The 7,065-nt window shown below is 71.4% G+C and carries 8 protein-coding genes; 5 read left to right on the forward strand and 3 right to left on the reverse strand.

The window, feature by feature from the left end:
• Positions 1 to 266 precede the first annotated feature (266 nt).
• On the reverse strand, positions 267 to 539 hold the full coding sequence (locus AC32QD_RS10580) for a hypothetical protein (protein ID WP_492010465.1): 273 nt from the start codon (positions 537 to 539) through the stop codon (positions 267 to 269).
• Positions 540 to 743: 204 nt separating this feature from the next.
• A complete protein-coding gene (locus AC32QD_RS10585) occupies positions 744 to 1,031 on the reverse strand; it encodes a hypothetical protein (RefSeq protein ID WP_492010466.1) in 288 nt (95 codons plus the stop codon).
• 350 nt (positions 1,032 to 1,381) lie between these two features.
• On the opposite strand from AC32QD_RS10585, the gene AC32QD_RS10590 reads away from it, so the two are divergent.
• A complete protein-coding gene (locus tag AC32QD_RS10590) occupies positions 1,382 to 1,774 on the forward strand; it encodes a hypothetical protein (RefSeq protein ID WP_492010467.1) in 393 nt (130 codons plus the stop codon).
• 68 nt (positions 1,775 to 1,842) lie between these two features.
• Here the strand turns inward: AC32QD_RS10590 and AC32QD_RS10595 are convergent, their stop codons facing one another.
• Positions 1,843 to 3,045 carry an MFS transporter gene (locus AC32QD_RS10595; protein WP_492010468.1) on the reverse strand — a complete coding sequence of 401 codons (1,203 nt, stop codon included), beginning with the start codon at positions 3,043 to 3,045 and terminating at the stop codon, positions 1,843 to 1,845.
• A gap of 108 nt (positions 3,046 to 3,153) precedes the next feature.
• Between AC32QD_RS10595 and AC32QD_RS10600 the strand changes: the two genes are divergently transcribed.
• From AC32QD_RS10600 to AC32QD_RS10615, 4 genes are all read left to right on the forward strand, one after another.
• On the forward strand, positions 3,154 to 4,242 hold the full coding sequence (locus tag AC32QD_RS10600; protein ID WP_492010469.1) for an acyl-CoA dehydrogenase family protein: 1,089 nt from the start codon (positions 3,154 to 3,156) through the stop codon (positions 4,240 to 4,242).
• A 208-nt stretch (positions 4,243 to 4,450) separates the two neighbouring features.
• Positions 4,451 to 5,611 carry an acyl-CoA dehydrogenase family protein gene (locus AC32QD_RS10605; protein ID WP_492010470.1) on the forward strand — a complete coding sequence of 387 codons (1,161 nt, stop codon included), beginning with the start codon at positions 4,451 to 4,453 and terminating at the stop codon, positions 5,609 to 5,611.
• 159 nt (positions 5,612 to 5,770) lie between these two features.
• The gene (locus tag AC32QD_RS10610; RefSeq protein ID WP_492010471.1) at positions 5,771 to 5,950 is read left to right on the forward strand and encodes a hypothetical protein; all 180 of its coding nucleotides are present in this window, start codon (positions 5,771 to 5,773) and stop codon (positions 5,948 to 5,950) included.
• 210 nt (positions 5,951 to 6,160) lie between these two features.
• A complete protein-coding gene (locus AC32QD_RS10615; RefSeq protein WP_492010472.1) occupies positions 6,161 to 6,637 on the forward strand; it encodes a hemerythrin domain-containing protein in 477 nt (158 codons plus the stop codon).
• Positions 6,638 to 7,065 lie beyond the last annotated feature (428 nt).

Here is a 7,065-nt window from a genome sequence, read left to right on the forward strand (position 1 = left end):
CGAAACCCTGTCCCGCTCACGTGTTCTTGAAATAATCATGACGGCATGCGGCAGTATTGCCACAGTGTTGCCGGGCGGCAACTTCAACGTAGCGGAATATTTTTAATTGAAACGCGTATCCGCGCCACCGCAAACAACTGTCGGTTGATCCGACCCGCCCCGCCGCCACGCCCGCCCGGCGCAAGTGAAGAGGGCGGCCGCAACCGCCCTTTCCGCATCCGCCGTCGAGGCGAGCCGGGGCATGGCCCCTCCGCCGCGACGAAGTGTCAGTGGGGTACGTTGCAGACACTAGCCGTGTATGCACCTAAGACGCCCTGGCTGTTGAATCCAAATTGTTGGGCAGGCGCGGGAACACAGGTCACTTGCCCGATACCGGACGAGACCAGGCCAAAGGCGTTTGTGTCCAAGGAGCCCGCCACGACCTTCTCCATCTGCGCATCGCTCAGGAGCTTCGGGCTCTTGGCCTCGCCCGCGAAGGCCAGGCCGGACACGCCGATCGCCACGCCAGCGACGACGCACGCCACCAACAGGTCTTTCATCGTTTTTTCTCCGATGTTTGTGCGAGGGACCTCGCACAATGCTTGCGACAGAGTCCGCTTTTCAGCGCGATGATCTTATCATCTGCCCGAATTTCGGCAACTTGTTTTGTGAAGGCGGCGCCGTGACTTGCGGGCCGTGACCGAAACCGCGGCGCTGCCGGGTGGGCCCGCCCGGGCCCCCGGGCGAGCCCTCGCCGTCGAGGATCAGTCGTAGACGAATTGCGCGCTCTGCACGGCAGGCAGCTGCTCGTGCGGGCGCGGCGTATACACGTCGCCTACGGCCTGGGTCTGCTGCGGCGCCTGCACCGCGGGCAGCAGCAGGGTGTTGGTCCAGCTGAACGACACGTCGTAGCCCGCAACCGTGTTCGCCATCTGGGCGTCGGACATCAGGGTCGGCGCCGGCGCCGCTCCCGCGCCGGTGCTCTCGCCCGCATACGCAAAGCCGGTCATACCGAAGACGGCGGCAACCAGTGCCAGCGTGAAAGTTTTCATCACGGGTCCTCCTCGGTGATCTGCTTCGGTGAAGGACGACCAGTCTAGCACCAGCTCCGCGCCGCCGCCAATTACGTTTCATTAACGAACCTTCGCCCCGGTAATGAAACCACAAGGAGGCCCTGTAAAGCCCGGCGGAATCGCCTGCACCCCTGCGCCGGGCGGGGCATATTCCGCCAAGACCCTGCACTCATCCGTGGCAATAATTGGCGGATCTGCAACCAATGAGTGTGCTTATTCGGAAATTTATTATGAAATGAAAGAAATGCGACGGTCTGACACATTGATGACACATCGCCGTTATTGGACTGTAGGTCCTGTCTATCAATTGGAATGGGAGCAATCAGACCATGTTACGTGCGTGCCTGTTGACTGCGGCCTTTGCGGCCATGACCACCGCCGCCCAGGCGGGGCCGACCCTGATGTCGGACGCCCAGATGGACGCCGTCGTCGCCGGGGCGGGCGAGATCGGCACCGGCTTCAGCAGCACCGATCCCGGTACGGTCGGGCCGCTGATCTCCGGCGACATCTACGGCAACACCTCGAACACGCGCACGTCGGGCGACGGCGTCGTGCCGTCGCTCTCGCCCGGGCCATGGGTGTGCGGCGACACGAGCAACTGCGCCGGCCCGACCGACCCCGGCGGCTCGATGGGCGACTTCCTTGCCCCGACCGCCTCGGGCAACAATGGGACCCCGGAGTTCGCCAACGGCAATGACCTGAACCTGGACTTCTCGCATTAGTTCGGCGTCCGCCGGCAGCACGGGCCCCGGGGCACACCCGCCCGCGGGGCCCGTAGCGCGCCTCGCCCTCACCGCACCCGCGCTGCCGCCACCACGGCCAGCATCCCGGCACCCGCCACGCCGATCGCCAGCATCAGCACCAGGTTATAGCCGCCCAGGCCCCAGACCAGCGCGGCCAGCGTCGGCCCGGCGGCGAAGCCGCCCATGAACGGAATCGCCAGCATCCCCGCGATGACGCCATAGCGCCGCCGGCCCAGCACCTCGGCCGTCAGCACCGGCCGCACGATCGAGGCGGTGCCATAGCCCGCCCCGTGCATCACCACGAACGCCCCCACCAGCCACGGCGCGGCGCCCGCGAACAACAGCGAGGTCGCCCCCAGCGCCAGCCCCACATAGCACGCCAGCGCCGCGCCGAAGGTGGTCATCCAGCGCTCGGTCGCCATCATCGCCACCCGGCCCACCACCTGCATCGGTCCGATCATCGAGGCCGCCAGCACCGCCACGCCGGCGCCGATGCCGCGGTCGGCCAGGATCGGCAGGAGGTGCGCCAGGATCAGACCGTGCACCATGCCGATGCAGCCATAGCCGAAGCCCAGCAGCCAGAACGCCGGCCGCCGCGTCACCGCCGCGGTCACTGCCGCGTTTTCGGCCGCACGCGCGGCCTCCTCCTCGGCCGTCTCGTGCGCGGCCGGCGGTGCCCGGTGCCGCTCCAAAAGCCGCAACCCCCACAACATCGCGGGCAGCGCCACCACCACCACCGCGGCGGCAAAGCACAGCACCGCGCCGCGCCAGCCCAGAAGCTCGGAGAGGAAATGCGCCCCGGGGAAGGCGACCGTGCCGGCAAAGCCCGCGATCAGGGTGACCGCGGTGATCGCCTCGCGCGCCCGCGCGCCCACGGTGACGGTGATGATGGCGAACACCGCCTCGTAGAGGCTCGCCGCCATCGCCACGCCCAGGCCCAGCCACACGGCGTAGAACTGCCAGGGCTGGGTGACCCGGCTCAGCGCCACCAGAAGCACCGCGCCCGCCAGTGCCCCGCCCACATGCACGGGCCGCGCCAGCCCGTGGTCGATCAGCCGCCCGGCCACGGGGGCCAGGATCGCGGTGAGCAGCAGCGCCCCCGTATAGGCGCCCGAGATCTCGGTCTTCGACCAGCCCAGGTCCTGCTCCCACCAGGGCAGCAGCGCGGGGAAGGCATAGTAGATCGACGCCCAGATGATGGTCTGGGCGATGGCGAGCGGCACCACGTCGCGTCTCAGCGATCCGGCCACATCACGCTCCTGATGACCCCCCCGCTTCCCGCTAGCATGGCTTGGCCGGCCGTGGCAATTTGGCGCGCGGGGAGCCGCAACCCGCCCGCAGCCCGAGGGAGGCCGCCCGTGAGCGAGCCCGCAAGCGCGCCCGACACGATCGTCCGCGACACCGCGGCGCGCATCTTCGCCGACCTCGCCGACCCGCAGGCGCTGAACGCGGCTGGGGGCGGGGCTAGCGGCGACGCCTGGAAGGCGCCGCTGTGGTCGGCGCTCGAGCAGGCCGGCCTGACGCTCGCCTGGGTGTCCGAGGCGCATGGCGGGGCAGGGGCGGGCCTGGCCGAGGGCTTCGAGGTGCTGCGCGTCTCGGGCCACTACGCCGCCCCCGTGCCGATCGCCGAGACCCTGCTCGCCGGCCACTTCCTCGACGCCGCCGGGCTGAGTTGCCCCTCGGGGCCGCTGACGCTGGCCCCCGTGCGGCTGGGCGACGCGCTGGTGTGCGGCGAGGACGGCACCGTCTCGGGCACCGCGCGCGCCGTGCCGCACGCGGGCGACGCCCGCGCCGTCGTGGTGGTGGCCGAGCGCAAGGACTCCCAGGTGGTCGCCCTGATGGCGCCGGGCTCGTTCCGCGCCGCGCCGCGCGCCGTCGACATGGGCTGCGAGCGCGCCGACCTCACCTTCGGCGACGCCACCCCGGTCGAGCTGGCGAAGGCGCCCGCCGGCTGGCACGCCGACACGCCGATGCTGGTCGGCGCCGCGATCCGCGCCGTGCAGATGACCGGGGCGCTCGAGTCCCTGCTGGCGCTGTCCGTGCGCTACGCCCAGGACCGCGAGCAGTTCGGCCGCCCGCTGGCGAAGTTCCAGGCCATCCAGCACAACCTCGCCCGGCTCGCCGGCGAGGTCGCCGCCGCGCTCGCCGCCGCGGGCTCGGCGGCCGACGCGCTCACCCGCGGCGAGGGCTTCTCCGAGGCGCTGTTCCTCGAGATCGCCGCGGCCAAGATCCGCGTCGGCGAGGCCGCGGCCGAAGGCGCCCGCATCGCCCACCAGGTGCACGGTGCCATCGGCTGGACCGCCGAACATGTGCTCCAGCGCTACACCCGCCGCCTGTGGGGCTGGCGCGACGACTTCGGCGCCGAAAGCCACTGGGCCGCCATGCTCGGCGACATGGTCACCGAGGCCGGCCCCGACGCCGTCTGGCCCCTGATCGCGGCGCGGTAGGAGGCGGGGGATGACGGAGCCAAGGTTTCCCCGCTGCCCCGGGCTCGACCCGGGGCCTCGCGCCATCCGGTCCAGCGCCCGGCGGCCCCGCCCCTCCACCCCCCGCTGCCCCGGGCTTGACCCGGGGCCTCAGACCACCCCACCCAGCGCCCGGAGGTCCCGCCCCTGCGGCCGGGGCCCCGCTCACCGCGCTCGCTAGGAAGACCCGATGCAGACCGCGCTCCGCTTCGACCCGCTCCGCCTGCCGCCCCAGGCGCAAGCCCTGCGCGAGGAGGTCCGCGCCTTCCTCGCCGAGGAGGTCGCCCGCGGCACCTTCGACCCCGCCCTGGGGCTGAGGAACCCCTCCTACGACCGCGAGTTTTCGCGCCGCGTCGGCGCGCGCGGCTGGATCGGCATGACCTGGCCCAAGCAGTACGGCGGCGCCGAGCGCAGCTATCTCGAGCGCTATGTCGTCACCGAGGAGATGCGCGCGGCCTCCGCCCCCACCTGGTCGCATTTCGTCGCCGACCGCCAGTCCGGCCCCGTGCTGCTGAAATACGGCACCGAGGCGATGAAGCGCGAGATCCTGCCCCGCATCGCCCGGGGCGAGCTGTGCTTTGCCATCGGCATGTCCGAGCCGGGCTCGGGCTCGGACCTGTTCGCCGCCTCCACCAGGGCCGTGCGCGAGGGCGAGCACTACCGCGTCAACGGCACCAAGATCTGGACCTCGAACGCGCACCGCGCCGAGTACATGATCGCGCTCTTTCGCACCGCGCCGCCCACGCCCGAGAACCGCCGCCACGGCCTCACGCAGTTCCTCGTCGACCTCTCGCTGCCCGGCATCTCCGTGCGCCCGATCGAGCAGATGCCCGGCTCGTCCGACTTCAACGAGGTGCGCTTCGAGGACGTGATGGTCCCCGCCGATCATGTGCTGGGCGAGGTCGACGCCGCCTGGAAGCAGGCGACCGCCGAGCTCGCCTACGAGCGTTCCGGCCCCGAGCGCTTCCTCGAGACCTTCTACCTCCTGCCCGCGCTGATCCGCGCCGTGGGCAGCGACGCCGACGTGCGCGCCTCCGAAGGGGTGGGCCGCCTGGTCGCCCAGCTGCACACGCTCAGGCGCATGTCGGTCTCGGTCGCGGCCATGCTCGAGGCCGGGCACGAACCGGTGCTCGAATCCTCCATCGTCAAGGACCTCGGCACGGTATGGGAGCAGGCGCTGCCCGCCCGCGCCCGTGCGCTCTCCGCCTTCGCCCGGCCCGACCCCGCGAACGCGGCGCGCTTCGAGGAGCTCATCGAGCACGCCACGCTCGTCGCCCCGAAGCTGACCATCCAGGGCGGCACGTCGGAGGTCCTGCGCGGCATCATCGCCCGCGGCCTCGGCCTGCGCTGAGCCGGGCGGTGGGTCTGGCCCGGCTTGCCCGGACGCGCCCCGTCGGGCGGCGGCGCCGCCGTATTTCGGTCCGCGTTCATTCCGCCTTTGTGCCCCACTTTCGCCATGATTCAACTTAGTGGCGAATTGCCACGAACATCCCCCGAACAGGAGGCGCACATGATCAAGCTCATCTACCCCGACGACAGCTACTGCTACCGCGCGCTGCACTCGGTGCACGCCGTCTTCCGCGACGCAAAGGGCGTGCTGACGGCGCGCACCGATCAGCCCGACGGCCGCTGGCACGAGTTCGAGATCAAGGGCTTCGAGCTGATCGAGCCCGCCCGGGTCTATAGCTGAGGCGCCCCCAGGCAACGGCCGGCACCGCCCCCGGGCAACGGTCGGCTCCGCTGCAGGCAACGGCCGGCGCCGCCGCGCGTTTCCTAGGCACACCCCCAAGGGTTTGCCCAGGGGTTCGCCCAAGGGTTCACCCAAGGGATCGCCCAAGGGTTCACCCAAGGGTTCACCCAAGGGTTCACCTGCAAACGTGCCACCGGACGGGAGGGCCCCATGCCCACGATCTACGACGCCATTGCGGCCGACCACGCCACGCACCGCGACCTGCTCGCGCGCATCGCCGACACCAGCGGCGACAGCGCCGCGCGGCGCAAGTGCTGGCAGCGCTTCTACTACGACGTGAAGGCCCACGCCGCGGCCGAGGAGGAGACCTTCTACGCCCGGCTCATGGCCGACCCCGAAGGCCAGCAGGACGCGCGCCACTCGGTGCACGAGCACCAGGAGATGGACGACATCATGGACGAGCTGGACGGCAAGGACTTCTCCTCGCCCGGCTGGCTGCAGCGCTTCGCCACGCTGCGCGAGGCCTACGAGCACCACATGGAGGAGGAGGAGAGCGACCTGTTCGCCCGCGCCCGCGAGGTGTTCGAGGGCGACGACAAGGGCGAGATCGGCGCCGCCTTCGCCAGCCGCAAGACCGCCGAGCTCGGCCTGGTCGACGAAAAGAGCGAGAGCAAGCTCGAGCAATAGCCGGCCGCGCTGCGGCCACACGGGCGCCCGTCATGCCGCCGGACGGGCGACCCCGCCCCCTGCGCCACAGTACCCCGTTGCGCCACAGTGCCCCGTTGCGCCGCAGTGCCTCCTCGCGCCGCTGCCCCCGCTGCGGCCCGCTGCCCCCCGCTGCGCCCCGCTGCGGCCCGCTGCCCCCCGCTGCGCCCCGCTGCGGCCCGGGCCCGCCCCGAAGCCGCCGCCCGCCCTCGCGCACCTTGCACCGCTTCCCCGGGCCCGCCCCGGCACCCGGCGAGCCCCACACTTCCCCGCCGCCCTCTGCACCTCCCCGGTACCCCGGGCTCGACCGGCACCCGCCGCCCTCTGCGCCTCCCCGCTGCCCCGGGCTCGACCGGCACCCGCCGCCCTCTTCTCCTCCCCGCTGCCCCGGGCTTGAGCCGGGGCCTCGC

This window comes from Thermohalobaculum sp., from assembly GCF_058622915.1.

Excerpts from the sequence above, each read along its gene's own strand:
- AC32QD_RS10615 (WP_492010472.1), top strand. The coding sequence starts at position 6,161 with ATGCCCACGATCTACGACGCCATTGCGGCCGACCACGCCACGCACCGC.
- AC32QD_RS10610 (WP_492010471.1), top strand. The coding sequence starts at position 5,771 with ATGATCAAGCTCATCTACCCCGACGACAGCTACTGCTACCGCGCGCTG.
- AC32QD_RS10585 (WP_492010466.1), bottom strand. The coding sequence starts at position 1,031 with ATGAAAACTTTCACGCTGGCACTGGTTGCCGCCGTCTTCGGTATGACC.
- AC32QD_RS10605 (WP_492010470.1), top strand. The coding sequence starts at position 4,451 with ATGCAGACCGCGCTCCGCTTCGACCCGCTCCGCCTGCCGCCCCAGGCG.
- AC32QD_RS10580 (WP_492010465.1), bottom strand. The coding sequence starts at position 539 with ATGAAAGACCTGTTGGTGGCGTGCGTCGTCGCTGGCGTGGCGATCGGC.
- AC32QD_RS10590 (WP_492010467.1), top strand. The coding sequence starts at position 1,382 with ATGTTACGTGCGTGCCTGTTGACTGCGGCCTTTGCGGCCATGACCACC.